The sequence below is a fragment of the Pelagirhabdus alkalitolerans genome (assembly GCF_900096905.1).
GTDB classification, from domain to species: domain Bacteria; phylum Bacillota; class Bacilli; order Bacillales; family Amphibacillaceae; genus Pelagirhabdus; species Pelagirhabdus alkalitolerans.
On the sequence record NZ_FMYI01000003.1, the window covers coordinates 185,311 to 211,146 of the forward strand.

The following is a 25,836-nucleotide window of genomic DNA, read 5'->3' on the forward strand; positions in this document are numbered from 1 at the left end:
AAGGAGGAAATAACATGTTAAAGATTGTCCCGAATGAACAGACAACGAATAAACAAGAGCCTAACAAACAGCTGGATCCGATTTTTGAAACAAAGGATCTTAACTTGTGGTACGGAGAAGATCAGGCCTTAAAAAATATAAATTTATCGATTGATAAACAAAATGTCACAGCAATTATTGGGCCTTCTGGATGTGGTAAGTCGACATTTTTAAAAACGTTGAATCGAATGGTGGAACTTGTCCCAAGTGTTAAAACGAAAGGTGAAATAAATTATCAAGGGGTTAATATCTTTGATGAAAAAATAAATTTAGTTGAATTACGTTCATCAATTGGAATGGTCTTTCAAAAACCGAATCCTTTTCCAAAATCGATTTACGATAATATAGCATTTGGACCGAGAGTTCACGGTAAGAAAAACAAGAAAGAAATTGATGCGTTAGTCGAAAAAAGCTTAAAAGGATCAGGTTTATGGGACGAAGTAAAAGATCGATTAGGGGATTCAGCGCTTAGTCTTTCAGGTGGTCAACAACAACGTTTATGTATTGCGAGAACATTGGCAATCCAACCAGACGTCATATTGATGGATGAGCCAACATCGGCACTTGACCCTAAATCAACATTAATTATTGAAGAATTAATTCAAGAATTAAAACAAAACTATTCAATTATTATTGTGACACATAATATGCAGCAAGCAGCACGTGTATCTGATCATACAGCGTTTTTCTTAAATGGTGAAGTCATCGAGTTCGGTCAAACCGATACACTATTCCAAGCACCAACAGATAAACGAACAGAAGATTATATTACAGGACGTTTCGGTTAATAAAAGGGAGGTTACAGTTGTGCGTGAACAATTTGAAGAAGAGTTACTAGATGTAAAAAATCAGGTCAATCAGTTAGCAAAAAATGTATTAGACCAATTGGATAAATCGATGGATTCACTAAAATTTCATAATAATCAGCTGGCACTTGAAATTATTGAAGAAGATATTAAGATAGATAATTTAGACTTGTCCATTAATGAACAGGTAGTACGATTAATTGCAAAACAACAACCAGTAGCAACAGATTTACGGCATTTGATTGCTACGATTCGAATAACAACGGATTTAGAACGAATGGCTGATCATGCTAAAAACATTGCTCGAGTAACGACTAAATTAAAAGAATCCGAGTCAAGAGAAGTGGACCCAATCATTATCACCATGCATGAATTAGCAACAGAGATGCTAGAAAAAGCGATTGTGGCTTATAAAGAAGAAGATATTACGTTAGCTAAAGAATTAGCCGACAAAGATGATGAAATGGATAAACTCTATGCTAAGTTGCTTGAAGAAGTTGTCATGTATTCTACAGATTCAATTGAAGAACGAGAATGGATGATTCAAACAACTCTATGTGCGCGATTCTTAGAGCGGTTTGGTGATTATTTAACCAATATCTCTGAGAGCATCACCTATATGGTTAAAGGCTATAATATCGATTTGAATAAATAAACCCATAAGATGAGCATCCTATTTAAGGACGTTCGTCTCATGGGTTTAATAATCCTTTAATAACCCCTTCTGAAATAAGGTATTGATAAGGGGTTGATTGAATACGTTCTTCTTCTGTTTGATTCGATAAAAAACCTAATTCTAATAACATGCTGGGTCTTTTAGATAAACGTAGAATTTGATAGTTACCTGTTGAGGCTCCACGGTCATTGGCATCGGTTGTTTCGATCAATTGATCATGAACAGATAACGCAAGTTCTTCATCTATTTTGTCCCGGTAAAAAGTATCCATCCCGTTAGCACTTGGATAGTTTGGTTCACTATTGTAGTGAATACTAATAAAGGCATCAGCATGTTTATAATTACTAAGTGCAGGTCGTGGTCCGAGCGCATGGTAGTAATCATCCGTTCTGGTTAATGCTACATTTGCTCCTAGAAGCTCTAGTTGACGTTGTAAAATATAAGACGTGAAAAGCGCGTATTCACTTTCGTAACGTCCTGATATGCCTGTTGCACCAATATCTTCACCACCATGTCCTGGATCAATGACGATTGTTTGGTCATTGATTGGCTTTGCATCAGACTGATCGACATCTAAAAGCCAACTCGGAATATAACCTACTGTTTCATCACGTGTTTCAACTTGAATCCAACCATCAACGCTTTCAAGAATCGTCACTGTTTGATGTTTGGTAAGTTCTCGAAGTCGATTCGATCCAACCGTTGCGTCTTCTCGCAATGTGACCTTATCAATAGGAATCATCATCATTTCAGGCATATCTCCATTATCAAAAGATGGTGATTCACTTGACTGTTCAATGATGGAAACGAAATCTTCGTGAACCCAACCGGCCGCTTCGTTAAATTCAATTTCTAACCACTCTGCATCTGATTGAAGATAGGGATATGTATCACCAGAGTTGGCAGATCCGATCGGTTCATGTTCAGTGCCAGGTCCGCTTCGAATTAATAAATCATCCGAATCAATTTGAACCGATTGTGCATAAGTCGTATGAGTCGCAAATAGGAAAAAAATAAAGCTAAATCCTAGTAGAGTGGTAGTGATTTTAAAATTCATATAGTAAGCTCCTTTGTTGATCTCTTTATATGATAATAAACCTTCTTACAAAAAGTCAAAACATTCTTTAGTCTAGTAAAGAAAAATAACAGGATAGACTTGACATTACATAGTTCAAACAGTAATATTATAAACAATTCAAGTCAATTAAAGGAACCTCAACACCAATGAAGGAAAAAGTAATTAAAAAGAGCGGATATAAGAGAGGATAGCCACTAGCTGAAAGGTTGTTCATCAAGCATTTTAATGAAAGACATTCCGTAGGTGCTATGTTGAAATTTATAGTAAACATAGCCGCGAGCAGGCGTTATTGTTCAAAGTGGAGTTATCGATCATGCATAACTCAACTAGGGTGGCAACACGGGTTATTCGCTCGTCCCTTTTACAGGGAGGCGTTTTTTTTGTGTCTAAAAAAGGTTAAAGAAAGCTAAAGGAGGCTTATTAATGATTCACTTACCACGAGGAACACAAGATATATTGCCAGGTGATAGTGAAAAATGGCAGTATGTTGAAGATGTATTTACAACAATTTGTCATCAATTTAATTATAAAGAAATACGAACACCGATCTTTGAGCATACTGAATTGTTTCAACGAGGCGTTGGAGACACAACAGATATCGTTCAAAAAGAAATGTATACGTTTAATGACCGAAGTGACAGAAGTCTGACACTTCGCCCTGAAGGAACAGCTTCAGTTGTAAGGTCTTACGTTCAAAATAAATTATATGGCGTAAACACACAGCCACAAAAATTATTTTACAACGGCCCCATGTTTCGATATGAGCGTCCTCAACAAGGTAGAATGCGCCAGTTTGTCCAATTTGGCATAGAAGCGCTAGGAAGTGCAGATCCTTCAATTGACGCAGAGGTGATTGGTCTGGCGATGCACTTATATCAAAGCCTAGGTTTAAAATCACTACGTCTTGTGATTAACTCTTTAGGCGATCAAGAAAGCAGGGAGGCTCACCGTCAAGCTTTAGTCAATCATTTCAAACCGCATGAAGAAGAATTGTGTTCAGATTGTCAGCAACGTCTTGAGAAAAATCCGTTACGTGTATTGGATTGTAAAAAAGATAAAGATCACCCGGCGATGCAAGATGCACCTAAAATTTTATCTTACTTAACAGATGAAGCAAGTGAGTATTTTAACCAACTCAAAAAATACCTTGATGCAATGGGAATTGACTATGTGGTAGATTCTAATCTCGTTCGAGGGTTAGACTACTACAATCACACAGCATTTGAGATCATGAGTGATGCTGATGGGTTTGGTTCGATTTCAACTTTATCAGGTGGCGGTCGCTATAACGGACTCGTTGAAGAGCTAGGCGGTCCAAATACACCAGGTATCGGTTTTGCATTAAGTGTTGAGCGTTTACTTATGGCTCTAGAGGTAGAAGGTGTGGAGTTACCAGTTAATGAAGGATTAGATTGCTACGTGATTTCAATGAATGATGAAGCAAACTTAAAAGCTGTTGAACTCGTTCACGAGCTTAGAAAACATAATATCCAAGTGGATAAAGATTATTTAGGTAAAAAGATGAAAGCTCAATTTAAAACAGCAGATCGTGAAAAGGCAACATTAGTATTAATCATAGGCGATGAAGAATTACAACAAAATGTTGTTCAAGTAAAAAATATGACGGATGGTATACAAGAAACAGTTGATCATAAAGACCTTGTATCATACATTAAAGACCGTATTTAAGGGGGCAAAAACATGGTAAAGGCGCGTTATTTAGCAGGCGACTTAACAGAAAAAGATATTGGAAATCAGGTGACACTGAAAGGTTGGGTCCAAAAACGTCGTGACTTAGGTGGTCTTATATTTATTGACTTAAGAGATCGATCAGGAATTGTCCAAATCGTTTTTAATCCAACTGTATCAGAAGAGGCATTAGCAGTAGCAGAACAAGTACGTACGGAATTTGTTATTGAAGTATCAGGAAATGTCGTTGATCGTGACCCACAAACAGTCAATCCTAACATGAAGACAGGAACGATTGAAGTCAGCATCTCATCAATTGAAATTTTAAATGAAGCGAAGAATCCTCCTTTTTCATTGTCTGAAAAAGATGAAACTTCAGAAGATGTGCGCTTAAAATACCGTTATCTTGATCTGCGTCGTGAATCGATGCAAGAAACGTTCAAGCTACGTCACAAAGCATCACAAAGTATGCGCTCATTCTTAACAGAAGAGGATTACTTAGAGATGGAAACGCCGATGTTAACAAAGAGTACACCGGAAGGGGCAAGGGACTATTTAGTTCCAAGCCGTGTTCATGAGGGCCATTTCTATGCACTACCTCAATCTCCACAGTTGTTTAAACAATTGATTATGATGTCAGGGTTTGAACGTTATTTCCAATTTGCACGCTGCTTTAGAGATGAAGACTTACGAGCAGACCGGCAACCAGAGTTTACGCAAGTCGATATTGAAACGTCATTCATGTCGAGTGATGAAATTATGTCGATGACAGAGCGTATGTTGGCTAAAGTCATGAAAGATGTTAAAGGTATCGATGTTGAAATCCCGTTCAATCGCCTTTCATATGATGAAGCGATGCGTCGATTTGGTTCTGATAAACCTGACACGCGATTCGGATTAGAATTAATGGATGTTTCAGATATAGTCGAGCAATCAGACTTTAAAGTGTTTGCAAGTGCTGTCGCATCAGGTGGGAAAGTAAATGCAATTAACTTGAAAGGACAAGCACAAAACTTCTCTAGGAAAGATATTGATCGCTTGACTGATTTCGTGAAAATATATGGTGCCAAAGGATTGGCTTGGTTGAAAGTAGAAGAAGAAGGTCTAAAAGGACCGATTTCAAAATTCTTCACCGAAGATGTAGCGACTGCTATGACAGACCGTTTAGATGCGAGTGCAGATGATTTATTATTATTTGTGGCTGATGAGACACAGGTCGTTTATGACAGTTTGGGTGCTTTGCGTCTTAAGTTAGCAAAAGAGCTCGACTTAATCGATCATAATCGATTTGACTTTTTATGGGTGACAGACTGGCCGCTTCTTGAATACGATGACAATGAAAACCGATACGTCGCAGCACATCACCCATTCACACTTCCAAAAGAAGAAGATCTTGATAAATTAGAATCTGATCCAGCATCTGTTAAAGCATCTGCTTATGATATTGTTTTAAATGGTTTTGAGCTTGGCGGTGGTTCACTACGTATTCATAAAAAAGATTGGCAAGAGAAAATGTTCCGTGTATTAGGCTTTTCAAAAGAAGAAGCTCAAGATCAATTCCAATTTTTACTTGATGCATTAGAGTACGGAACACCTCCTCATGGTGGGATTGCGCTTGGTTTTGACCGTTTAGTCATGCTTCTGGCGGGTAAATCAAACTTAAGAGATACGATTCTCTTCCCTAAAACGGCTTCAGCAAGTGATCCGTTAACAAATGCACCGGGAACAGTCTCGACAAAACAATTAGAAGAACTACATCTTCAATTAATTGAGAAAAATTCACAGTCATAACAGAGTGAAAACCCTTTCAAATTAACTTGATTTTGCCTAGAATCTATGCTAATATGTATTTAACAAATCAATCCTGATGTGTTCGTTAAAATTATCATGTTTTGACCGAACATTATAAAGTCGGGAGCTTGATGTTTTCTTGTGGAATGCAAGCCTTGCATGTCTTGGACGCAAGAAGCAAGAAGCAGAGCACCCACCTGCCTAGGAGCGGGTTCAAAACTTTTTATTTCAACGGCACGATCGGGATTGAGATGTTTAATGTATTAAACAAACCGTAAGAAAACTAATGAATGTCACTAGTTTTCTTACGGTTTGTTTTTGATGTCTAGTCAACGTTATGAGAGCATTAAAGAATAATTAGTAAGTGCTTCTATATAGTCATTTCACTCATAAAAATAGCGCTTAAAATAAAGCGCTATTTTTAAATTATAAAGATTGTGGTGTAATCGGCTCTAAGTTTCCGTTTTTATCCATTGAGAAAGAAGGGAGTTCTGATGGGTCATTAAAGACAACCATCTTTCTTGCGCGATCCATGATCTTAATAAAGGTTTGATAGTCTTCTTGGACGGTTTCTAGTTGTTCAGTTAACGAATCCACTTGCTTTTTTAATTTCTCGTTTTCTTCAATTAATAATTGGTGCTTTTCTGTTAACGATTGAATAGATTCTTTACCTTTAGCTTCAACGTGCAACATTTGTTTTAATTGAGTTAAAGATTGAATGATTTGATCAATATCAACGGAATCAGTTAATTTGGATTCAGCTTCAACAAATGTATGTTTTAAATCATGTGAGGGCGTTAGGCGTTGTGCTTTAATCTGTGCGCGTTTTAACTCTTTTCTTTCACGTTTAGCCTGATCGACGGCTTTTTCATAGTTTTGTCTGACTTCAGCATTCCACCTAAACCCACAAGCTGCTGACGTTCTATTTAATTGATCGCCAACCTCTTCAAACGCGTTGAGTTGTGTGCTTCCACCGCGAATGTGTTTTAATACTGTTTCGGCTAATAGGCTATCATCTTGACTTGACCATGCATCTTGGCGTTCTTTTGTCATACTTATGGCTCCTTTTCAAGTGATCTAGTTTTACTAGTTAACTAAATCGTATTGTTATACCATAAGTATTCTCAATCATGTGTATTTTATTCATAATTATTGATTTGTTCGTACATTGTTTTTAAAGCTCTTTCAAATTTACCTGTATCTAGAGGCTCATAATAGTTTTTGTGTTGCAATGATTCTGGTAAATAGGTTTGTTTAACCCAACCACCGGGATAATTATGAGGGTATTTATAGTCAATCCCTCGGCCTAGTGACTCTGCTCCCTTATAATGACTGTCCTTCAAATGGATCGGTACTTGTCCGACTTGACCGCTTCGAATATCTGATAATGCCGAATCAAGTGCTTTATATGCTGAATTGGATTTTGGCGATAGTGCTAATTCAACAATTGCAACTGATAGGGGAATTCTAGCTTCGGGAAAACCGACGCGTTCTGCCGCTTCAATGGCAGCGAGTGTTCGTGGGCCTGCTTGTGGATTGGCAAGTCCAATATCTTCATAAGCAATCACTGTCATGCGCCGGGCGATACTATCTAAATCGCCCGCTTCGATGAGTCTAGCTAAGTAATGTAAGCTAGCATCGACATCACTGCCTCGAATTGATTTTTGAAAAGCAGAGAGCACATCATAATGAGCATCTCCATCTTTATCATGTGAGAAACTTTTCTTTTGCATACATGCTTCAGCTACTTCTAAATCAATGTGGATGGTTTCATCTGAACTTGGTTTGGTTGAATAAGCTGCTAATTCCAGTCCATTTAACGCCGCTCTTAAATCACCATTTGCTGCCAAAGCAAAGTGGTCTAATGCATCACTTGAAAGTGTGATGGATTTTTTCTTTAATCCTTTTTCATCATCATTTAGAGCCCGCTTAAGTGCTATTTTTACTTGATCAATCGTTAGACTTTCGAGTTCGAACAAGTGAATACGACTTCTAATAGCTGGATTAATGGAATGATACGGATTACTCGTTGTACATCCGATTAGTGTAATAAGGTTGCTTTCAACATGAGGTAGTAAATAGTCCTGTTTTGCTTTATCAAGTCGGTGCACTTCATCCATTACAATCACAAGTGTGCCGGACATTTTTGCTTCTTCAATCGCGATCTCCATATCTTTTTTCTTATCGGTCACAGCATTAAGGAGTTTATAGCGTAAACCTAATGTTTTAGCCAGTGCAATAGCCATTGATGTTTTACCTGTTCCAGGTGGGCCGTATAAAATCATCGACATTAAGCGATTGGCTTCAATCATCCTATGAATCATTTTTCCAGGTGCAACGAGGTGAAGTTGTCCGATAATGTCATCTATATGTGTGGGGCGCATTTTGAATGCTAATGGTTGGTTGACCATTTTATTCATCTCCTTTTTAAATCGTTCTGTTCATAAATGTTCACTGAATAACACATTATTTGAATAGGTTTTATCTAATTAACCTTGCATTCTAAATGCAAGTATAGAAGCATTCATGCTATAATGTTAAATGGACTTAATCGAAACGTCAAAGTATATAACAACGAATAGATATAGGAGTGTTAAATAATGAAAATTTCAACAAAGGGACGGTACGGATTAACGATCATGATTGCACTGAGTAAACACAATAATGAAGGTCCTATGTCTTTAAAAAAAATTGCATCAGATTATGAGCTAAGTGATCATTATTTAGAACAATTAGTTCCAGCCCTTAGAAATGCTGGATTAGTTAAAAGTATACGAGGGGCGTATGGTGGTTATTTGCTAGCTAAACCCGCTGAAGAGATTACAGCTGGCGATATCATTCGTATATTAGAAGGCCCTATTACACCTGTTGAAGGTATTGAAGATGAAGAACCTGTTAAGCAAGCATTATGGATAAGAGTACGTGATGCTGTCAAAAATGTTTTAGATACGACAACATTAAAAGACTTATCAGAATATAATGAGTCTGAGGATAACGATCCTTATATGTTTTATATTTAGAAAGGATGATGGTTGTGAAAGAACCCATCTATTTAGATCATGCAGCAACAACACCTATGCATGAAGAAGTGATTGATGCTGTGTCTACTTGTATGCGTGAGACGTTCGGTAACCCATCAAGTATTCACCAGTACGGACGCCAGTCACGACGATTATTAGATGAAGCGCGGCGAACACTTGCAAATTCCATTCATGCAAAGGAAAAAGATGTTTATTTTACAAGTGGCGGAACAGAAGCGGACAATTTAGCTGTGATCGGTACGGCACTTGCCAATCGCGATAAAGGTAATCATATTATAACATCAAAAGTAGAACATCACGCGGTTCTTCATGCTGCGGAATATTTAGAGACGATCGGCTTTGATGTGACCTATTTACCAGTTGATGAAAATGGAATTGTGGATGTTTCAACCGTGGCTTCTCATTTAAGAGATGATACCATTTTAGTCTCCGTTATGATGGTCAATAATGAAGTAGGAGCTATTCAACCGATTCGAGAAATCGGTCAATTATTAAACGAACACCAAGCATATTTCCATACAGATGCTGTGCAGGCTTATGGGCTGTTACCGATTGATGTGACAGACTTAATGGTCGATCTGTTAACGGTCTCTGCTCATAAAATTAATGGGCCTAAAGGTGTTGGCTTTTTATACAGCCAGCCAGCTGTTTCTGTGCAGCCTCATTTATTTGGGGGTTCTCAAGAAAGATTAAAGCGTCCAGGCACAGAGGCACTACCGTTGATAAAAGGTATGGAAAAGGCTGTCTCATTATTTAAAAATGATTTAGCAAAAGAATATGAAGCATATCGGACGTTATTTTTAGACCAGTTGAACACGTTAGGTGTTAAATATTCGATCAATGGCAATCTTGAAAATGCTTCACCGGCTATTGTGAATCTTAGTTTTGATGGAATGAATGTTGAATCGTTACTGATGAATTTTGACTTAGAAGGGATTGCTGCTTCTAGTGGAAGTGCCTGTACAGCAGGTTCGATTGAATCCTCGCATGTTTTAAGTGCGATGTATGAACAAAATGATGAACGATTAAATAGTGCGATCCGTTTTAGCTTTGGCTTAGCAAATAATGAAGGTCAAATTAAAGAAGCAGCGAAACGAATCGCTAACGTTATAAGCAGGCTTCAATAAGGAAAAGGAATGGAGGTGATTCTCAGTGAAAGAAAATAAAGATACACGCGTGGTTGTTGGCATGAGTGGTGGTGTTGATTCTTCAGTCACAGCGCTGCTTCTAAAAGAGCAAGGCTATGAAGTGATCGGTATTTTTATGAAAAACTGGGATGACACAGATGATGAGGGGTTTTGCACAGCGACAGAAGATTATGATGATGTCGTCCGTGTGTGCAATCAATTAGATATCCCTTATTTTGCAGTGAATTTTGAAAAACAATATTGGGATAAAGTGTTCACGTATTTCTTAGATGAATACAAAAAAGGAAGAACACCTAATCCAGATGTGATGTGTAATAAAGAAATCAAGTTTAAAGCGTTCTTAGACCACGCTTTATCTTTAGGTGCTGACTACGTTGCAACAGGCCACTATGCTAGAAAACGTGTGACAGGATCAAAAACAGAGATGCTTAAAGGCATCGATCATAATAAAGACCAAACGTATTTTTTAAATCAATTGTCTGAAGATGTGCTAGAGAAAGTATTGTTCCCGTTAGGTGATTTGCCTAAAAGTGATGTTCGTCAAATTGCACATGACCATGGCTTAGTCACGGCAACTAAGAAAGATAGTACAGGGATCTGTTTTATCGGTGAAAGAGACTTTAAGACATTTTTAAGTGAATACCTCCCTGCTCAACCAGGTCGAATCCAAACGATGGACGGTGAGGACAAAGGACAGCACGAAGGCTTGATGTATTATACAATTGGTCAGCGTCAAGGTTTAGGAATTGGTGGGCCAGGTGGTCCGTGGTTTGTTGTTGGTAAAAACTTAGAGGATAATATTCTCTATGTAGAAGCTGGTTATGACAATGTGTACTTGAAATCAGATCAATTATTCGCATCTGATGTCAATTGGATTGACAAAGCACCTAACGAACCGATCACATGTACAGCAAAATTTAGATATCGACAAAAAGACACGCCAGTCCAAGTGACACCACTCGATGATGGACGGATTAAAGTTGATTTCGATCACCAAGAAAGAGCCGTCACACCTGGCCAATCTGTCGTTCTTTATCAAGGCGATGTTTGTTTAGGTGGCGGAACGATTGATGACATATACAGAGAAGGCGAAAAACTAGATTACGTCGGCTAAGTAACAACTTGGCTGTTCTTTAAAAGATCAGCCAAGCCATACATAATGAATCAAACGCTATACTTAAGTATTTTAAAAGGAGAGAATAAAATGGATTTATTAAATCAAGGTGTTGCAAAGATGGAGAAGGGTGATTATCAAGAAGCTGCTGAGTACTTGGAGACATTTATTGAAAAGGAACCAGACAATCCACTCGGATATTTCCAATTTGCTAATCTCTTGTCGATTATGGAAGATGTCAAACGATCTGAAGTCTTTTATAAAAAAGCATTGGAGCTCGATCCGGATTTATCGATTGCTTATTTCGGTCTAGGTCACATCTATTTTGATCAAGATCAATTAAATCAAGCTACTGATCAGTTTTTAAAAGCGAGAGAGACAGGTCTAGAAGAAGTTGATAATGATTTTATGATTGGCATGTGTTTTTATTTATTAGAGTCAACTGAAGAGTCTTTACCGTATTTTGAACGTGCAGTTCAAGAAGACCCAAATCGTTATGAATTTAATTTCCATTACGGTCTAGCTTTAGCCCAACTCGATCAAGTCGATGAGGCCGTTGAATGGTTTGAAAAAGCGAAAACGATTGATCCTGAAAATGGTGATGTTTATTACAATTTAGGTATTGCTAAATTGTTTAAAGATGAAGTGGATGAAGCACTAGAGATTCTTTATACTGCGGTAGAAAAAGACCCAGAGCACGAATTAGCATTTGATGCGATATTCAATATTGAACAATTATTAGATGAAGAGGAATAAAGTGAGGTATGCATAATGGACGAAACATCGGTTGAGACACAATCAAACTATATAAAAGCTCAATTAATTCATATGATTTATGTCAATGAGACCGAGCAGTTCTCCATTGCAAAGGTAAGGGTTCTTGAAACAAATGAAACGTATGAAGATGATGAGATTGTGATTAAAGGTTATTTTGGTGAATTATTAGATGGTGAAGAGTATGTATTTCATGGCGAATTTGTTCATCACAAAAAGTTTGGCCTTCAATATGAAGTCTCACATTACAAACGTTATTTACCAGATACAGAAGAGGGATTGATCGGTTATTTATCCAGTGATTTGTTTTATGGAATTGGAAAGCGAATCGCTACTCGGATCGTTGACTCCCTCGGGCAAACAGCTGTTTCTAAAATCATGAAAGATCCGACTGTTCTGGATTCGATTAAAGGCCTTACTGAAGAAAAGCAAAAGCAACTTGTACAAACGTTAAATGAGCACCAAGGATTTGATCATATTGTTGTTGGTTTGCAGAAGTATGGTATTGGTTTAAAGTTGGCTCAAAAAATATATAAAGTTTATCAAGATCAAGCGCTTGAAACATTGGAGTCCAATCCTTATCAATATGTGTTTGATATCGAGGGGTTTGGTTTTCACAGAGCTGATCTTATAGCCGTTGGACAAGGTGTATCATTAAAAAGTTCAGCACGCATTCAAGCCGGAATCTTATATAGCTTACAAGAATCAATGCAAGAAGGTCATGTTTATTTACCTATGCATGATCTAGCGAATCGTTTAATTCAGCTCCTCGATGGTCATAAACACGGGATTACGGGACAAATGATTGAAGAAGAAGTGATTAAATTAAATGAAGAATCATTTGTCATTACAGAAGAAGAGCGTGTCTATTTACCTGTTTTGTTCTTTGCAGAAGCTGGATTATCAACCCAAGTTAACCGATTATTGCAACATCCAGTAGAAGATAAAGTGACAGAAGCGGACTTACTAAAAATCGTCGGTAATATTGAAGAGGAAGAATCATTAAGTTATGGAAAAGAACAATATGATGCGATCAAAACAGCGTTAGAAGAGAAAGTCATGATTTTAACCGGTGGGCCTGGTACAGGTAAGACAACGGTTATTAAAGGTATTCTAAAAGCATATAGCGTCTTAATGGATCAGTCACTAAATTTAGCTGATTACGATAGTAAAAATAAGTTTCCATTTATTTTAACAGCACCAACTGGCAGAGCTGCAAAGCGCATAACCGAATCAACAGGACTACCTGCTTCAACCATCCACCGATTGCTCGGTTGGGATGGTCATGAAGGTTTTGAAAAAAATGAAGCGAATCAGTTAGAAGGTTCGATCATCGTCGTCGATGAATTTTCAATGGTTGATGTATTTTTAGCCAATCAATTATTTAAAGCGATACCGGATTCGATGCAAGTATTACTTGTGGGTGACGAGGATCAATTACCTTCAGTGGGACCAGGGCAAGTCTTAAGAGATTTATTAGAGAGTAAAAAAGTGCAAGCGACTCAGTTAGATGAAGTGTACAGGCAAAAAGAAGGTTCTAAAATCATTCATTTGGCACATGATATTAAACACAATCGTGTCGACGAAACAACGTTATTAAAAGCATCAGATTTTAATTTTTTAAATAGAGAACAACATGAATTATTAGGCACGATTACACAAATTGTTGAGAAAGCACTTAGTAAAGGATTTGAGTTAAAAGATGTTCAAATTTTAGCTCCTATGTATAAAACAGACGTTGGTATACATCAATTGAACAGACAAATTCAATCAATTGCAAATCCGAAAGAAAAAAACAAGCGCGAATTGTATATGAAAGATGTTGTATTCAGAAAAGGTGATAAGGTCATTCAGCTCGTCAATCAACCTGAAGATGGTGTGTTTAATGGTGATATCGGTGAGATTACAGCTATTTTTAGGGCGAATGAAAATGTTGATGAAGAAGAACAAGTTGTCGTGACATATGAAGAGAACGATGTTGTGTATAACCGGAAAGATCTCTTAAACATTATGCACGCCTACTGTATTTCGATTCATAAATCACAAGGTAGTGAATTTCCGATTGTCGTGATGCCCATGACGATGAGTTACCGTCGCATGTTAAAGAAAAACTTATTGTATACAGCGATCACTCGTGCTAAATCGTCATTAATTATTTGTGGCTCGATGCATGCTTTCTTACAAGGTGTGCGAGCGGAAGATACGAATCAGCGATTTACGACACTGACAGATCGTCTGATTCATACAGTGACAGATTCTAAATATGCGGATCGATTAGAAGAGATCGTAGAAGACGAGCAAAATCTGTCTCCTTTTGATTTTATGAATTAGTTACGAGCTACAAGTTTAAAAAATATCCTTTTTTTCCATACTTAGATTAAGTGTGAAAGAAAGGGTGTTTTTTATGAGATGTTTAAATTGTGGTTCAAATCATTTAGGAGAAATAGGCCCAAGCCAGTATTATTGTTGGAATTGTTATGTCGAAATAAAAAAAGAACGTCATTTATATGACGTTGCGGGGCTCGACCGGGATGGGACACTCGTTTCATTAAATGATCTATTTACTGAAGATGAGCGACGTGTGGAGTAATCTTTTAAGAAAAAAACATGTCATCATTTTATTAATGAGCATCTTAGTTGTCATCCTGGTGACGAGTTTTCGAATGATTGAACCGATTCGTCACTTGGCTATTAAGCTCATGATTCCATTGGCATTAGCATTTTTAATAGCGTGTTTATTAAAACCGATTATGAATCAATTGATCAAATGGTCGATTCCTAAGTACTACAGTGTAGCTATAATTTATGTGAGTGTCATTCTCATCTTTTCGTTGTTTGTGATGGTTATTTATCCGGTTTTAGTCGAACAAATCGAACTTCTAATTAAAGAGGTTCAAACGTTATCGAATCACTATAGTGATACTATCAATATGTGGGTAAGGCGATTACCTCAAACATTGCAAGATGATGGGAAACAATTTACTGAGGCTATAGAGAGCCGTGTGATTCTTTGGATAGAAGACCGACTTACACTATCCTTTACTTATATTGATTATTTAATTAGTTTGTTTGCTATTCCTATTTTAGTTCATTACTTTTTAATTGATTCTGAAGTGTTTATCAAGACATGTTTAAAACGCTTGTCACCTCTTTATCGTGAAGAGGTATATAAATGGATGACTGATCTTTATCATTACTTAATTCAGTATGTGAGAAGTCAAATTCTATTAAGCATTATTGTTGGTGTTTTAACAGGTGTTGTCTATTTTTTATTTCAACTACCGCACAAATTAATGCTGATGCTATTTATGATGATCATGAACTTAATCCCTTTTATTGGTCCACTTTTGGGAGGGTTACCTGCTGCATTCATGATGGCTGCTCAAGATAGTAGACGTGTTATTTATTTAATTATTGCGCTTGTGATTGTTCAAATTATTGAGAGTCAACTTCTTAGTCCTATTATTTTTGGGAGGCGCCTATTGATCCATCCGGTTGCTATAATTGTATCGCTTATTATCTTTCAAGAATGGTTTGGCTTTATAGGGATGGTTTTTGCTGTTCCAATTTTAATTGTGATAAAGCGTTCATGGCCGTTTGTTAAACGGTTAATCTGGATTGACAGATAGTGAAAACTTATCTATAATATCCAGGTGAAGTTATAATGTAAATCATAGATGAACGCGAGTATGTAATAGTCCATTTCTAGAGAGGTTTATTCTTGGCTGAAAAATAAACTAAATGAAGGATTACAGAAGCTTGTTCGGAGTGTAAGGGAAAACTTACCGGTGGCACGCCGTTAATGGTGTATAAGGTGATAGCGTCTAGCGCTATAATCAGGGTGGTACCGCGATTATAATACTCTCGTCCCTGCAGTTCATGCAGAGGTGGGAGTTTTTTTAATACGCTTAAAGTAAGTATATAGCTATTTTAATGATGATGGAGGGAATATATTCATGACTACACTAACGTCACAAGAGATCAGGAAAAAATACTTAGATTTTTTCAAAGAAAAAAATCACCAAATTGAACCGAGTGCATCACTGATTCCTAAAGAAGATCCGACACTTCTATGGATTAACAGTGGTGTCGCAACATTAAAGAAATACTTTGATGGTCGTGTTAAACCAGATAATCCGCGCATCGTTAATGCGCAAAAGTCAATTCGAACAAATGATATCGAAAATGTAGGGTTCACACCACGTCACCATACATTTTTTGAAATGTTAGGGAATTTTTCAATTGGTGATTATTTTAAAGAAGAAGCCATTATGTGGGCGTGGGAATTTTTAACTGATGATAAATGGTTAGGGTTAGATCCTGCCAAACTATCTGTCACTGTGCACCCTGAAGATGATGAAGCGTTCAATTACTGGAAAGATATAGTGAAATTACCTGAAGAGCGCATTATTCGCCTAGAAGAGAATTTCTGGGACATAGGTGAAGGCCCAAGCGGACCAAACACAGAAATTTTTTATGACAGAGGAGAAAGCTATGGGAATGATCTTAATGATCCCGAGCTCTATCCAGGTGGTGAGAATGATCGCTATTTAGAGGTATGGAATCTTGTGTTCTCACAATTCAATCATAACCCTGACGACACGTACACGCCACTGCCAAAGAAAAATATTGATACAGGTATGGGGCTTGAACGAATTGTGTCGATTGTTCAAGACACACCGACAAATTTTGAAACAGACTTATTTTTACCGATTATAAAAGAAATCGAAAAAACAGCTAAAACAGCATATGGCAAGACTGATGAAGTCAATACGGCTTATCGTGTTATTAGTGATCATATTAGAACCGTTGCTTTTGCGATCAGTGACGGTGCACTTCCATCGAATGAAGGACGTGGCTATGTGTTGCGCCGATTGATTCGCCGTGCCATTCGCTTTAGTAAGGATTTAGGCATACATGACCCATTTATGTATAAGCTGGTTCCAACCGTTTCGCAAATTATGAAAGACTTTTATCCAGAAGTCGCTAAAAAAGAATCATTTGTTTCAGACGTCATTAAGAAAGAGGAAGAACGATTCCACGAAACGTTAAATGATGGCCTGCATATTCTTTCATCCATTATAAAGGATGAGAAACAAAAAGGATCAACAGTATTTCCTGGAGAAGCGGTCTTTAAATTATATGACACATATGGTTTTCCTAAGGAATTAACGGAAGAATACGTACAAGAAGAAGGATTCACAATTGATTTAGATGGTTTTAAAAAAGAAATGGAAGCACAACGTGAACGTGCGAGAAATGCGCGTCAATCATCTGATTCTATGCAAGTACAAGATGGTGTTTTCAGTGAATTGAACGTCGACAGTCAATATGTCGGTGAAGAACACCATCAAGTTGAAACGACAATTGAAGCGATTATTGAAAATAAACAGCGCGTTGATGCCTCAAGCGAAGAAGAAATCTATGTTATATTAAAAGACACGCCTTTTTATGCAGAAAGTGGCGGTCAAGTAGCTGATGGGGGAATGATTCAAACTAATGATGCAAAAGCATCAGTTGTAAGTGTTAAAAAGACACCAGATGGTCACCACTTACACCAATTAGCTGTACAATCCGGTAGCTTCCGAGTAGGAGAACAAGTTGAAGCATCAATTGATACAAAAGAACGAAAAGCGATTCAGAAGGCACATACAGCAACACATTTACTTCATCAAGCGTTAAAAGACCAATTAGGTGATCATGTCAATCAAGCAGGATCATTAGTCGAACCAGACCGACTTCGTTTTGACTTCTCACATTTTAATGCTTTAACAAAAGAAGATATAATCGCGATTGAAGAAGCGGTTAATCAAAGAATTTGGGATTCGATTCAAGTTGAAATTGGCTATCACTCACTTGAAGAGGCAAAAGCAAAAGGAGCAATGGCACTATTTGGTGAAAAATATAAAGACACCGTTCGCGTTGTTGAAATTGATGATTATAGCCTTGAGCTGTGCGGTGGTTCTCACGTTCATAACACATCAGAAATTGGCCTGTTTAAGATAACTGTAGAATCAGGTATTGGGGCTGGAACACGTCGGATTGAGGCGACAACTGGCCAAGGCGCGTATCGCCATATGAAACAACAAGAAGCTTTATTGAATGAAGCGGCTTCCTTATTAAAGGTTTCGAATGAACAAGTACCTGAAAAAATAAATACAGTATTTAAAGACTTAAAAGCGTTACAAAAAGAAAAAGAGCAACTTAAACAGAAATTGTCAAATACAGAATCAGCATCTCTTATTAATCAAGTTGAAACAATTAATAATGTTACCGTACTTGTTGAAAAGGTCGATGTGAGTGATATGAATCAATTAAGAACGATGGTTGATGATTTAAAACAAAAATTAGAATCAGGAATTATTTTATTAGCGGCTGCTAATGATGGGAAAGTACAGTTTGCAGCTGGTGTCTCAAAAGACTTAGTAGACCAAGGTTATCATGCAGGAAAACTTATAAAAGAAGCGGCAACAATTTGTGGTGGTGGCGGTGGCGGCCGTCCAGACATGGCACAAGCCGGTGGTAAAAAGCCAGAAATGATTGAGTCTGCCCTAAAGCAAGTAAAAACATTAATTGCTTCAGTTGATTAACTTGTTATTTAGGTGAGTAAACAGGTATAATGGGTGTAACTAACAGATGAAATAAGTGGAAAAGACCCATAAATAATAAAAGGCGGTGTTATCGATGGATTCTATGGATAAAACAATGAAGTTTGATGTATCCAATATGCCAGATGAACAAAATGTTAATGATGTATTGTTAACAGTCTATCACGCACTTCAAGAAAAAGGGTATCACCCAACAAATCAAATTGTAGGATACCTTTTAAGTGGTGATCCTGCTTATATACCTCGTTATAAAGATGCGCGTAATATGATTAGAAGACTTGATCGAGATGAATTAATTGAAGAATTAGTCACATACTATATCGATCATCACAAAGAGGGCTAATATGAAGAAAATGGGACTTGATGTTGGTTCAAAGACAATTGGTGTTGCCATTAGTGATGCATTAGGTTGGACGGCTCAAGGGCTAACGACGATTCATTGGGATGAAGGAGATATTACATCGGCTGATGATGCATTAGCTAAGATTATTTCTGAACATGAAATTGATGAAATTGTTATTGGTCTACCTAAGCATATGAATGGGTCAATTGGTGAACGCGGTGAATTGTCAAAAGAGTACGGCCAACATTTAGAAGAGATATTTCAGATTCCAGCGAAACTCTGGGACGAACGGTTAACGACGATGGCTGCTGAGCGAGTGTTATTAGAAGCAGATGTCAGTCGTAAAAAGAGAAAGAAAGTAATTGATAAAATGGCTGCGGCCATGATATTACAAGGGTATTTGGACGCCCAATAATTAAAGGAGGCCATCACATGGCACTATCAGAAAACGAACGTATTATCATTCCGGATGAAAATGGTGAAGAGCATTTATTTGAGGTTCTTTTCACTTTTGATGTTGAACAGAATAACCAATCTTATATCGCGGTTGTCCCAGTAGACCAAAAAGAAGAGGAAGAACAAGAAGTATTTGCTTTCCGCTTCGAAGAGAAAGAAAACGAAGATGATTTAGCCTTGTTTGCCATCGAAACGGATCAAGAATGGGACATGGTCGAAGAAATGCTAAACACATTAATCGATGAAGAGATATAAAAAAGTTTGTTAAGTAAATGGCGTCGGTGAGTCAAAAAACTCACTAGCGTCATTTTATTTATATAAATTAAATGCTAAGAAACTTATAGAAATATACATAAATGAACGTATGCATTTAGGAGAAGCTCGATATTTAATTTTGATTTAGGTGGTTAAAAAGATGAGTGCAAGAATAATGAAACCAAACGTATCTGATGAATCAAAAAGTGTAAAATTCTCAGAAATATATGATCCAGAAGATCTTTACATTGAAGGTGTAGTGATTGAGGATTGTACGATTTCAAAGTTAGAAGCAAAGGGAATTGAATTTATTAACGTTATTTTTCGCAATGTTCGATTTGAAGATGTTGTGCTGAATTTAACTTATCTAAGGGACGTTTTATTTGAAAAGTGTGATCTCTCTAATGCTCAGTTTGAAAGGTTGACGATGAAGCGTGTTCTATTTGACCACTGTCAAATGACTGGTGTGATGATGGCTGACAGTCGATTAAGTGATGTCACGTTTTCTAATTGCAACTTGCAGTTAGCTGGTTTTGGTTACAGTAAGCAAAAGTTTGTATGTTATGAATCGTGTATAGTGAGAGAAGCAGAGTTTTTTGAAAATGATTGGAAGAAAGTTTACTTTGAAAAGTGTGAAATGACTGGGGCGAATTTAGCCAATACACCTCTAAAAGGTATTGATATTAGTCGATCGACTTTTAATGCGATGACTGTAAGAATTGAAGATTTAAAAGGGTGTATTGTTAATGAGGAACAGGCAAGGGCATTTTCACAATTATTAGGTTTAGTTGTAAAAGATACAGGTTTTATGAGTGATGAGAGCCCATGAGCAGTATAGAGATAAAAAATAATTAGCTTTCACTGTCCAAGAAGATAAAGGAGAAACTGATTATTCACTGGTCTACACACCACCTTACCCAACAACAATTGACGTGTTAAATAAACATCCTGATGCGCTAGATATGTATTGCCATGGTTTAGCTAAATGTATTGATTAATGGTATGGAGCGTTTAAACTTATTTATTCTATGTGAAATACCTGTGATTAAGTAATGAATTTATTATTTATCGCAAAAAATGACGTAAAATAATAGAAATCAAATGGATTTTTATAGTATAATGTAGCGGATGAGGAGGAAATATATTATGTCAAAACAAAACAATGAAGATAAAAATCCTATTGAAAATAAAGATACTGATTCAAATGTAGACGATCAAGAAGCAGATGAGAATACACCTAAGAAAAAGAAAAAAACAACTAAAGATTCACGTCTCGTTAGACGAATCGTCATTTCGTTAATATTAATATTTGTTGCTGTTGTCGGATTTGGTGGATATACAGGCTATCAATATGTTCAGGATGGCTTATCACCAGTTGATGAACAAGATGAAGAATTAAGAGAAATTGAGATTCCGATGGGTACTTCTACATCTGGTATTGCGGACGTCTTAGAAGATGAAGGTATTATTGATAATGCCTTTATGTATACGATTTATTTAAGATTTAACAATTATTCTGGTTTCCAAGCTGGAGATTATCAGCTATCACCTAGTATGACGTTAGAAGAAATTTCAGAAGTGTTGTTAACAGGATCAGTTGGACAAGAAGCTGTATACACAGTGACCATTCCAGAAGGACGAACATTAGAAGAAATTGCTGAGCTATTTGAAACACATGCGAATGTTGATTCGGGTGATTTTATTGAGCAGATGGAAGATGAGGATTACATTGAAGAACTTATCGAAGACTATCCTGAGCTTCTAACAGATGATATCCTAAATGAAGACATTAGATATCCACTCGAAGGTTATCTGTTTGCAGCAACTTATCCAATTTATGATAGTGAGGCGAGTGTTGACGATATAGTGCGTATGATGCTCGATAAATCGGATGATGTTTTATCAGAGTATTATGATGAAATTGCAGCACTTGAAGATAAAAATGTTCACGATGTCGTCACGTTATCCTCTTTAGTTGAACGAGAAGCAAGAGATGAAGAAGAACGCCGTTTAATTTCTGGTGTTTTTTATAACCGCTTAGATGAAGGGATGCGTCTTGAGACTGACCCAACGGTATTGTATGCCCATGGCGAACATAAAGACCGCGTCTTGTTTGAAGATTTAGAAATTGAATCACCTTACAATACGTATTATATCGAAGGATTACCTGTAGGGCCGATTTCTAATTTTGGGGAAAGCTCTTTACGTTCTGTACTAAACCCTGAAGATACGTCATATTTATTCTTTGTCGCTGCACCCGACGGTGAAATTTACTATTCAGAAACTTTTGAAGAACATCGGGACTTAGCAAATGAACATTTAGATCGTGATTTATAAATGATAGAGATCAGAGGATGAGGTGTTGTCCTCTGATCTTCTATGTATTAATGTAGAGGTGGATTTTAATGAGCGAGTCATATTGGGACCAATTTATTGAAGAATCAATCCCTGAAATAAAGGAAATGGAAAGTGAAGCAATGCGTGACCATGTGCCAATTATGGAAGAGGATGGTATTGCTTTCTTGAAACAAATGATAAGAATAAAACAACCCAAAACGATTTTAGAAATTGGGGCAGCTATTGGCTATTCTGCTATACAAATGCACTTTGCTGCCCCGGATAGTCAAATTGTAACGATTGAACGTGATCAAGATCGGTTTGAACGAGCACGATATTATATCTCTAAATTTGATTTACAAGATAAGATTGATTTACAATTAGGTGATGCATTAGCAGATAATATGAATTATAATCATATGGGACCTTTTGATGTTATTTTTATTGATGCAGCTAAAGGGAAATACAAACAGTTTTTCGAAAAGGCAGAACAACTGTTATCTACAAATGGTGTCATTATTACAGACAATGTATTATTTAAAGGATATGTACAAAATCCTGAGTTGGCATCGAAACGACTAAGTAAGGTGGCACAGAAAATCGATCATTATAACAAATGGCTAATGTCACACCCTGATTTTGAAACAATTATTGTACCAGTTGGAGATGGCATTAGTTTGTCTACAAAAAGATAATAAAGGAGTCTAACATGGTTGAAAAAAATAAAAAACCGATTGTAATAGGTGTAGCAGGTGGATCGGGGTCTGGAAAAACATCCGTCACACGTTCAATCTGTGAAAAATTTGCTAATAAATCAATTTTAGTTATGGAACAAGATTTTTACTACAAAGATCAATCTCATTTACCTTTTGAGGAGCGATTGAATACGAATTATGATCATCCATTCGCCTTTGATAATGATCTTTTAATTGCACACTTAAAACAATTAATGAATCATCACCCTGTCGAGAAACCGATGTATGATTTTAAAAGACACACGCGTTCTGATGAAACCATGCAGGTTGAGCCACAGGATGTTATTATTGTAGAAGGTATTCTGATTCTTGAAGATGATCGGCTCATGGATTTGATGGATATCAAAGTGTTCGTCGATACAGATGCGGATCTAAGGATTATTCGTCGTTTACTACGAGATATTAATGAACGTGGACGAACAATTGATTCTGTTATCGATCAATATTTAAATGTCGTGCGACCGATGCACTTACAATTCATTGAACCGACAAAGCGTTATGCAGATATCATCATACCTGAAGGTGGCGAGAATCATGTTGCTATTGATTTAATGGCAACTAAAGTAGAGAAAATATTATCAAAGACGGATGAATAGAGAACGATCAGCATATAAATATGAAAAATTAAGCATTTTCTCTGATCATGCATAGATTATGAGAAGAAACTATTGAAATTATATCAAAAATCTGCCATAGTATTGTTTAGTATCGCTCAGAAAGCGCTATTATTCGGTTGCATGGTCTGAAACTTAAGTGATAAAATGCTTCCAACTAGTCAAAAGTTGAATGTTTTTATGGCACATATATTCCGATACGCAACTAAATTACAGATCTCTTTCAATTTTTGGGTTATTTAGTTTCGATTTGAATAGTCATGTAACATACTTATTTTTGTATATTTAAAGGAGTGTAAGAAATGGCGAACGAGAAAAGCTATTATATGACACAAGAAGGTAAAGACAAATTAATAGAAGAGTTAGAACATTTAAAAACAGTTAAACGTCCAGAAGTCGTAGAACGTATTAAGATTGCACGTGACTTTGGTGATCTGTCTGAAAACTCAGAATATGATGCAGCTAAAGATGAGCAAGCTTTTGTTGAATCAAGAATTACACAAGTTGAGAATATGATTCGCAATGCAGAAATTATTGAAAACAATGGTGGCGACCAAGGTGTTGTCACACTAGGTAAAACAGTTGTGTTCCAAGAATTACCGGATGGTGATGAAGAAGAATATACAATCGTAGGTAGTGCTGAGGCAGATCCATTTGAAGGGAAAATTTCAAATGATTCACCGATTGCAAAGAGCTTAATGGGATGCAAAATTGATGAAGAGGTGAAAGTACCTACACCAGCTGGCGATATGCACGTAAAAATTGTTGAAGTTAAATAATAAAAAAGTGACATATATGTCACTTTTTTATAGTTTTCATGCAAAATATATGTCTTTTTCAAAATAAACGATCATAAGGAGGCGTATAAATGGATTATGAAGAGCCATCGTATAGCCGTTTGAACCGTTTTGAAAAAAAGAGAAACAACACAAAGTGGTTATCGATTTTTATTATCGTTGGTATTAGTTTAGTCGTCTTGTTTATTACGATTATTCTAGTGACGAATGATAATCAAGAAGATACCGTTACTGAGCCTGGTACAGAAGAAACTGAAGAAGAATCAGCAACAGAAACTGAAGAAGAAAATAGTGTAGATGAAGAATTAGAAGAACCGGATGATGAATTTGATTCTGAATCAGAAAACCCCTCGGATGATGAGGAAGACCAAGATCAAGTGAGCCCCAATGATAATGATGTAGAACCTGTTGAATCAGATGACGATAATGTTATTAGGGCATTTACATCAGATTGGGCCCCAATTCCGACAGAGCAGTCAGAACCATTTAATTTTAGCTGGGATCAGTCTGAAAGTGATTGGCAAGAAATGATGCAAGCACTTGAATTAGCCACAGACGTTCCTGTAGATGAAATTTATTATTTATGGGTATCAGGAGATGGGCCTAATCAGATGGTTGCTACATTTTCTAATTCGGACATGACTGAACATTATCGTGTTAATGTCAGATGGGTTGAACAGGAAGGTTTTAAACCTGAGAAGGTGGAAGTGTTGCAAGAACATGATGAAATGGATCGCTTTGAATCCTAGTCATCAATACAGGGTAAGGAGATAAGTGAGTATGGTAATTGGAATAATTGGTGCGATGGATCAAGAGATTCATTTACTGAAGGAAAGTATGAGCGTTAAATCTGAAGAAACAATTGCAAATTGTCATTTTATTAAAGGACAACTAGGTGAAAAAGAGATCGTATTATTAAAGTCGGGTATAGGAAAGGTTAATGCAGCCCTAGCAACAGCTATATTGCACGAACGCTATCAACCGACTTGTATCATTAATACAGGATCAGCAGGTGGTTATGATAAGTCATTGTCTGTTGGAGATCTTGTTATTTCCGACGAAGTGACGCATCATGATGTCGATGTAACGGCATTTAACTATAGTTACGGACAAGTACCTAAAATGCCTGCACGCTTTAAAGCAGATGACAACTTAATTAAATCAGTCTCAGAATCTGTTAAATCGATTGAAGACGTTCAGTACAAACTTGGACTGATCGGTACGGGTGATTCGTTTATTGAGACTGAAGCACAAGTTCAAGTTATAAAGGATCACTTCCCAGATATGTTGGCATTAGAAATGGAAGCAGCAGCGATAGCTCAAGTTTGTCATCAGTACGAAACGCCGTTTGTTATTATTCGAGCGCTATCAGATATAGCAGGCAAAAAATCGTCACTTTCATTTGATCAATTTTTAGAAGTGGCTGCTAAAAACGCTGCAGTACTCATTATGAGCACGTTGCGTAAATTATAATGGATTTAACCAGGTTTCTTTTGTGTGACCTGGTTTCTTTTT

Annotated in this window: 25 protein-coding genes, 1 other RNA gene and 2 other annotated features; of the genes, 23 read left to right on the top strand and 3 right to left on the bottom strand. The window is 36.8% G+C overall.

The annotated features are described in order from the left end of the window. Positions 1 to 14: 14 nt before the first annotated feature. Both pstB and phoU read left to right on the top strand, forming a co-directional pair. Positions 15 to 827, top strand: a complete 813-nt coding sequence (pstB, locus tag BLR62_RS05485) for a phosphate ABC transporter ATP-binding protein PstB (RefSeq protein WP_090794328.1) — start codon at positions 15 to 17, stop codon at positions 825 to 827. A 19-nt stretch (positions 828 to 846) separates the two neighbouring features. After that, positions 847 to 1,500, top strand: coding sequence for a phosphate signaling complex protein PhoU (phoU, locus tag BLR62_RS05490; RefSeq protein WP_176759224.1), 654 nt, complete (start codon positions 847 to 849; stop codon positions 1,498 to 1,500). 37 nt (positions 1,501 to 1,537) lie between these two features. Here the strand turns inward: phoU and BLR62_RS05495 are convergent, their stop codons facing one another. Then, positions 1,538 to 2,578, bottom strand: coding sequence for an N-acetylmuramoyl-L-alanine amidase family protein (locus BLR62_RS05495; RefSeq protein ID WP_090794334.1), 1,041 nt, complete (start codon positions 2,576 to 2,578; stop codon positions 1,538 to 1,540). 158 nt (positions 2,579 to 2,736) lie between these two features. Further along, positions 2,737 to 2,962, top strand: a binding site (T-box leader). A gap of 60 nt (positions 2,963 to 3,022) precedes the next feature. On the opposite strand from BLR62_RS05495, the gene hisS reads away from it, so the two are divergent. The 3 genes from hisS to ssrS all read left to right on the top strand — a co-directional run bounded on the left by hisS (position 3,023) and on the right by ssrS (position 6,330). Continuing rightward, positions 3,023 to 4,288 carry a histidine--tRNA ligase gene (gene hisS / locus BLR62_RS05500; RefSeq protein WP_090794337.1) on the top strand — a complete coding sequence of 422 codons (1,266 nt, stop codon included), beginning with the start codon at positions 3,023 to 3,025 and terminating at the stop codon, positions 4,286 to 4,288. A 12-nt stretch (positions 4,289 to 4,300) separates the two neighbouring features. Further along, complete coding sequence (gene aspS / locus BLR62_RS05505) at positions 4,301 to 6,079, top strand: aspartate--tRNA ligase (protein WP_090794339.1); 1,779 nt, start codon at positions 4,301 to 4,303, stop codon at positions 6,077 to 6,079. A gap of 67 nt (positions 6,080 to 6,146) precedes the next feature. Continuing rightward, a non-coding RNA gene (gene ssrS, locus BLR62_RS05510) (6S RNA) lies at positions 6,147 to 6,330 on the top strand. A 175-nt stretch (positions 6,331 to 6,505) separates the two neighbouring features. Here ssrS and BLR62_RS05515 read toward each other — a convergent pair. After that, positions 6,506 to 7,132 (bottom strand): RsfA family transcriptional regulator, encoded by a 627-nt coding sequence (locus BLR62_RS05515; RefSeq protein WP_090794342.1) that lies wholly within the window; start codon positions 7,130 to 7,132, stop codon positions 6,506 to 6,508. Between the two features lie 86 nt (positions 7,133 to 7,218). Next, the gene (locus tag BLR62_RS05520; protein ID WP_090794345.1) at positions 7,219 to 8,490 is read right to left on the bottom strand and encodes a replication-associated recombination protein A; all 1,272 of its coding nucleotides are present in this window, start codon (positions 8,488 to 8,490) and stop codon (positions 7,219 to 7,221) included. 189 nt (positions 8,491 to 8,679) lie between these two features. Between BLR62_RS05520 and cymR the strand changes: the two genes are divergently transcribed. The 18 genes from cymR (at position 8,680) to mtnN (ending at position 25,794) form a co-directional block, all read left to right on the top strand. Further along, complete coding sequence (cymR, locus tag BLR62_RS05525; protein WP_090794347.1) at positions 8,680 to 9,099, top strand: cysteine metabolism transcriptional regulator CymR; 420 nt, start codon at positions 8,680 to 8,682, stop codon at positions 9,097 to 9,099. A gap of 14 nt (positions 9,100 to 9,113) precedes the next feature. Then, positions 9,114 to 10,247 carry a cysteine desulfurase family protein gene (locus BLR62_RS05530; RefSeq protein WP_281241146.1) on the top strand — a complete coding sequence of 378 codons (1,134 nt, stop codon included), beginning with the start codon at positions 9,114 to 9,116 and terminating at the stop codon, positions 10,245 to 10,247. A 25-nt stretch (positions 10,248 to 10,272) separates the two neighbouring features. Then, positions 10,273 to 11,382: a tRNA 2-thiouridine(34) synthase MnmA gene (gene mnmA / locus BLR62_RS05535; RefSeq protein WP_090794350.1), complete on the top strand. Its 1,110-nt coding sequence runs from the start codon at positions 10,273 to 10,275 to the stop codon at positions 11,380 to 11,382. Between the two features lie 90 nt (positions 11,383 to 11,472). After that, positions 11,473 to 12,138: a tetratricopeptide repeat protein gene (locus tag BLR62_RS05540; RefSeq protein WP_176759225.1), complete on the top strand. Its 666-nt coding sequence runs from the start codon at positions 11,473 to 11,475 to the stop codon at positions 12,136 to 12,138. Between the two features lie 15 nt (positions 12,139 to 12,153). Further along, on the top strand, positions 12,154 to 14,487 hold the full coding sequence (recD2, locus tag BLR62_RS05545; RefSeq protein ID WP_090794355.1) for an SF1B family DNA helicase RecD2: 2,334 nt from the start codon (positions 12,154 to 12,156) through the stop codon (positions 14,485 to 14,487). Between the two features lie 73 nt (positions 14,488 to 14,560). Further along, positions 14,561 to 14,746 (top strand): hypothetical protein, encoded by a 186-nt coding sequence (locus BLR62_RS05550; RefSeq protein WP_090794359.1) that lies wholly within the window; start codon positions 14,561 to 14,563, stop codon positions 14,744 to 14,746. Positions 14,747 to 14,780: 34 nt separating this feature from the next. Continuing rightward, positions 14,781 to 15,785 (top strand): AI-2E family transporter, encoded by a 1,005-nt coding sequence (locus BLR62_RS05555; protein ID WP_218119755.1) that lies wholly within the window; start codon positions 14,781 to 14,783, stop codon positions 15,783 to 15,785. A gap of 36 nt (positions 15,786 to 15,821) precedes the next feature. Then, positions 15,822 to 16,031, top strand: a binding site (T-box leader). An 81-nt stretch (positions 16,032 to 16,112) separates the two neighbouring features. Beyond that, positions 16,113 to 18,746: an alanine--tRNA ligase gene (alaS, locus tag BLR62_RS05560; protein ID WP_090794364.1), complete on the top strand. Its 2,634-nt coding sequence runs from the start codon at positions 16,113 to 16,115 to the stop codon at positions 18,744 to 18,746. A 94-nt stretch (positions 18,747 to 18,840) separates the two neighbouring features. After that, positions 18,841 to 19,107 carry an IreB family regulatory phosphoprotein gene (locus BLR62_RS05565; RefSeq protein ID WP_090794367.1) on the top strand — a complete coding sequence of 89 codons (267 nt, stop codon included), beginning with the start codon at positions 18,841 to 18,843 and terminating at the stop codon, positions 19,105 to 19,107. Between the two features lies 1 nt (position 19,108). After that, entirely contained in the window at positions 19,109 to 19,522 is a 414-nt protein-coding gene (gene ruvX, locus BLR62_RS05570) for a Holliday junction resolvase RuvX (protein ID WP_090794370.1), read from the top strand. A 17-nt stretch (positions 19,523 to 19,539) separates the two neighbouring features. Beyond that, positions 19,540 to 19,818: a DUF1292 domain-containing protein gene (locus BLR62_RS05575; RefSeq protein ID WP_090794372.1), complete on the top strand. Its 279-nt coding sequence runs from the start codon at positions 19,540 to 19,542 to the stop codon at positions 19,816 to 19,818. Between the two features lie 160 nt (positions 19,819 to 19,978). Further along, positions 19,979 to 20,647: a pentapeptide repeat-containing protein gene (locus BLR62_RS05580; RefSeq protein ID WP_090794374.1), complete on the top strand. Its 669-nt coding sequence runs from the start codon at positions 19,979 to 19,981 to the stop codon at positions 20,645 to 20,647. Between the two features lie 317 nt (positions 20,648 to 20,964). Next, on the top strand, positions 20,965 to 22,155 hold the full coding sequence (gene mltG, locus BLR62_RS05585; RefSeq protein WP_090794377.1) for an endolytic transglycosylase MltG: 1,191 nt from the start codon (positions 20,965 to 20,967) through the stop codon (positions 22,153 to 22,155). 68 nt (positions 22,156 to 22,223) lie between these two features. Beyond that, positions 22,224 to 22,850 (top strand): O-methyltransferase, encoded by a 627-nt coding sequence (locus BLR62_RS05590; RefSeq protein WP_090794380.1) that lies wholly within the window; start codon positions 22,224 to 22,226, stop codon positions 22,848 to 22,850. Between the two features lie 14 nt (positions 22,851 to 22,864). Continuing rightward, a complete protein-coding gene (gene udk, locus BLR62_RS05595) occupies positions 22,865 to 23,506 on the top strand; it encodes a uridine kinase (protein ID WP_090794382.1) in 642 nt (213 codons plus the stop codon). A 320-nt stretch (positions 23,507 to 23,826) separates the two neighbouring features. Then, positions 23,827 to 24,303: a transcription elongation factor GreA gene (greA, locus tag BLR62_RS05600; protein ID WP_090794385.1), complete on the top strand. Its 477-nt coding sequence runs from the start codon at positions 23,827 to 23,829 to the stop codon at positions 24,301 to 24,303. Between the two features lie 89 nt (positions 24,304 to 24,392). Further along, on the top strand, positions 24,393 to 25,070 hold the full coding sequence (locus tag BLR62_RS05605; RefSeq protein WP_090794388.1) for a YrrS family protein: 678 nt from the start codon (positions 24,393 to 24,395) through the stop codon (positions 25,068 to 25,070). A gap of 31 nt (positions 25,071 to 25,101) precedes the next feature. Then, positions 25,102 to 25,794: a 5'-methylthioadenosine/S-adenosylhomocysteine nucleosidase gene (gene mtnN, locus BLR62_RS05610; protein WP_090794391.1), complete on the top strand. Its 693-nt coding sequence runs from the start codon at positions 25,102 to 25,104 to the stop codon at positions 25,792 to 25,794. The last annotated feature ends 42 nt before the right edge of the window (positions 25,795 to 25,836 follow it).

Excerpts from the sequence above, each read along its gene's own strand:
- pstB (WP_090794328.1), top strand. The coding sequence starts at position 15 with ATGTTAAAGATTGTCCCGAATGAACAGACAACGAATAAACAAGAGCCT.
- BLR62_RS05605 (WP_090794388.1), top strand. The coding sequence starts at position 24,393 with ATGGATTATGAAGAGCCATCGTATAGCCGTTTGAACCGTTTTGAAAAA.
- BLR62_RS05515 (WP_090794342.1), bottom strand. The coding sequence starts at position 7,132 with ATGACAAAAGAACGCCAAGATGCATGGTCAAGTCAAGATGATAGCCTA.
- udk (WP_090794382.1), top strand. The coding sequence starts at position 22,865 with ATGGTTGAAAAAAATAAAAAACCGATTGTAATAGGTGTAGCAGGTGGA.
- mtnN (WP_090794391.1), top strand. The coding sequence starts at position 25,102 with ATGGTAATTGGAATAATTGGTGCGATGGATCAAGAGATTCATTTACTG.
- BLR62_RS05555 (WP_218119755.1), top strand. The coding sequence starts at position 14,781 with ATGAGCATCTTAGTTGTCATCCTGGTGACGAGTTTTCGAATGATTGAA.
- BLR62_RS05520 (WP_090794345.1), bottom strand. The coding sequence starts at position 8,490 with ATGGTCAACCAACCATTAGCATTCAAAATGCGCCCCACACATATAGAT.
- BLR62_RS05590 (WP_090794380.1), top strand. The coding sequence starts at position 22,224 with ATGAGCGAGTCATATTGGGACCAATTTATTGAAGAATCAATCCCTGAA.
- alaS (WP_090794364.1), top strand. The coding sequence starts at position 16,113 with ATGACTACACTAACGTCACAAGAGATCAGGAAAAAATACTTAGATTTT.
- BLR62_RS05540 (WP_176759225.1), top strand. The coding sequence starts at position 11,473 with ATGGATTTATTAAATCAAGGTGTTGCAAAGATGGAGAAGGGTGATTAT.
- ruvX (WP_090794370.1), top strand. The coding sequence starts at position 19,109 with ATGAAGAAAATGGGACTTGATGTTGGTTCAAAGACAATTGGTGTTGCC.
- BLR62_RS05580 (WP_090794374.1), top strand. The coding sequence starts at position 19,979 with ATGAGTGCAAGAATAATGAAACCAAACGTATCTGATGAATCAAAAAGT.
- mltG (WP_090794377.1), top strand. The coding sequence starts at position 20,965 with ATGTCAAAACAAAACAATGAAGATAAAAATCCTATTGAAAATAAAGAT.
- hisS (WP_090794337.1), top strand. The coding sequence starts at position 3,023 with ATGATTCACTTACCACGAGGAACACAAGATATATTGCCAGGTGATAGT.
- greA (WP_090794385.1), top strand. The coding sequence starts at position 23,827 with ATGGCGAACGAGAAAAGCTATTATATGACACAAGAAGGTAAAGACAAA.
- BLR62_RS05575 (WP_090794372.1), top strand. The coding sequence starts at position 19,540 with ATGGCACTATCAGAAAACGAACGTATTATCATTCCGGATGAAAATGGT.
- recD2 (WP_090794355.1), top strand. The coding sequence starts at position 12,154 with ATGGACGAAACATCGGTTGAGACACAATCAAACTATATAAAAGCTCAA.
- BLR62_RS05550 (WP_090794359.1), top strand. The coding sequence starts at position 14,561 with ATGAGATGTTTAAATTGTGGTTCAAATCATTTAGGAGAAATAGGCCCA.
- aspS (WP_090794339.1), top strand. The coding sequence starts at position 4,301 with ATGGTAAAGGCGCGTTATTTAGCAGGCGACTTAACAGAAAAAGATATT.
- BLR62_RS05495 (WP_090794334.1), bottom strand. The coding sequence starts at position 2,578 with ATGAATTTTAAAATCACTACCACTCTACTAGGATTTAGCTTTATTTTT.
- cymR (WP_090794347.1), top strand. The coding sequence starts at position 8,680 with ATGAAAATTTCAACAAAGGGACGGTACGGATTAACGATCATGATTGCA.
- BLR62_RS05565 (WP_090794367.1), top strand. The coding sequence starts at position 18,841 with ATGGATTCTATGGATAAAACAATGAAGTTTGATGTATCCAATATGCCA.